Below are 1,999 nucleotides of genomic sequence, written 5' to 3'. Positions count from 1 at the left end.
TTTTCGATTTAGTATTGGTTTGCGGTGGGGGATATTTCATCAGGCTGATTATAAGCGATGTTTCGCTTGAGGTTTGAAGAGTTTAAGACTGGTTCGTTGGCGTTGAATGAAAAACCATTGGTAGGTGTGCCACTCCAGGGTAAGTGGCACTAAAGACCAGTAATAACCGTCGAATATTGTCGCGTATACTCGTGGCGTTCCATACTGCCCCATACCCGATATTCTGGCCAAAGCGCTTCAGATTACGTACAACCATCGCTAGCTTGAAGTGCTGATCGGCAGTATAAACCTCTTCCTCGATAAGAAACCCATTGCACTCCTTTCGTTGGAGCCACATGGCGTATTCGTATAGAGTCATAGGAAGCTCAGTTTTTTACCTCGGGAATTCGCCGACTGTCATAAAGTATTCATAGGGTGACTTGCCAGATATCACTTTATCAAATAAATGCTCGTACTCGAAAAATACGGGCTGCTTATCTCTGCTGTTTATTTTAATGTTTTTATTGACTCTAAAACTCAAACCCGCCAACCTTCTACGTGACAATATTCTTTTCCGGACAAATTTTTTCACTTCCTGCTGGATGATTTGAAAATTGAATTTGGCCGAAGCGCTTTCAACCGATAAGTCGTAATAGCATTTATGTGAATCTGCCAGGTTCTTACTGAGTATCTTATTCTCTCCCCGTCTGATTTTGAACTCAGCTTGCTCTGGCAGGGTATCGTTGTCGGTTAACAGCACTTGATGCTTTCCGCCTTTTGGCTCACCTATGTCTTCGCTCGGATGAGTATTAGGCGATGGGCGGTCATCTTGAGTAGAGTTCAACACCGTAGGAATAGCAGAAACGTTAATCATTTTCAAAAGTGAAGGCAGCAGCGCCAGTAATAATAGTAACATGCTGATTGAACCAAGCAGGGTTGTGCGGTTTAGCATCACTTTATGCTTTCCTTCAACTCGTTTTGACCTGCCTTCTGCTGGGTTGTTGTTGAGTTTTCCATTATCCGTCTTTTAATTGAACAATCAGAAAACCCAATAAGTGACGTTGTTAACCGAATAGAGAAAAATGCATTTATTTCCATACGGGGTCTGTTTTTAGAGAAAAGACGTTTGAAAATAATCATGAATTTTCCTGTTCTTGAGTTACATCAGAACATGCCGCCCCACATCCTTTAAACCACCACAAAGCAGCCAAAAATGCAGCTCGGCATTGCGTTTAAAATTGAGCTTTCGCATCGCGTTACGTTTATGCTGGCTGATGGTTTTTTCGCTCAGATTTAGTTTCCGTGAAATCAAAATGTTGGGTAGGCCTAAAGAGAGATAATGAATGACTTCATACTCTCTGGTAGAGAACCTGGCGAATCGGGAGGCATAACCAAAATCGCAGCGATTTCTTTTATTTTGAATGACATTGGCTAATATGACGCGGTCGAAGGTTTCTAATAAAGTCGCTACACTTTTGTTGCGAGAGATATGAGTGAATTTCTTCCGGCGACTTGAGTGGGAAGCTGGTGCTGCTATTCGTTCATCATCGATCAAGAAAACCAGCGGGCAGCAAGCTTTTGCCTGTGAATACAGATAATGAGGCAGAGTACTTTCGCTTGGGTTGGCTGCCAGGAAGATGATGTCGGCCATTCTGTACTCGAAGGCATTTTCAGTAAAACGCACATTCACATTTTTTGAGCGAAAATAGCTTTCTAACGCCAATTGGATGCCATGTGTGAAGTAGCGATTTTTATCTGATAAAAATACGGTAATAGATTCTCTGAACATAAGCTTCCCTAGCAGTAAGTGTCATTTCCCATATCAGCACACATTAGGGTTATCATTGGCTAGCAGGGTTGGTGATAGCTATCAATGATAAGTCTGAATTATGCTTTGCTTGACGATTATATCGCTAGTTATGTTTGGTGTGACTATGTATTTTAATACCAATAAAAAAACGGAGGTTTTATCCTTTTTAGGATTATGTGATGGACATTAAGTTCGTAAAGAATTTTCTTG

2 protein-coding genes are annotated in these 1,999 nt (G+C 41.4%); both read right to left on the bottom strand.

The genetic code is table 11. The annotated features are described in order from the left end of the window. Window positions 1-373: 373 nt before the first annotated feature. Window positions 374-934, bottom strand: coding sequence for a hypothetical protein (locus NR114_RS24185; protein WP_125470289.1), 561 nt, complete (start codon window positions 932-934; stop codon window positions 374-376). Between the two features lie 204 nt (window positions 935-1,138). Continuing rightward, on the bottom strand, window positions 1,139-1,768 hold the full coding sequence (locus NR114_RS24180) for a LuxR C-terminal-related transcriptional regulator (RefSeq protein ID WP_256824858.1): 630 nt from the start codon (window positions 1,766-1,768) through the stop codon (window positions 1,139-1,141). Window positions 1,769-1,999: the final 231 nt, after the last annotated feature.

The organism is Serratia sp. Ser99 (assembly GCF_024519545.1).
Lineage (GTDB): Bacteria > Pseudomonadota > Gammaproteobacteria > Enterobacterales > Enterobacteriaceae > Serratia > Serratia liquefaciens.
Note: the sequence above shows the minus strand (reverse complement) of the source record. Positions and strands in the feature narration are given on the sequence as shown.

Coding starts and splice junctions, on each gene's coding strand:
- NR114_RS24180 (WP_256824858.1), bottom strand. CDS start 1,768: ATGTTCAGAGAATCTATTACCGTATTTTTATCAGATAAAAATCGCTAC.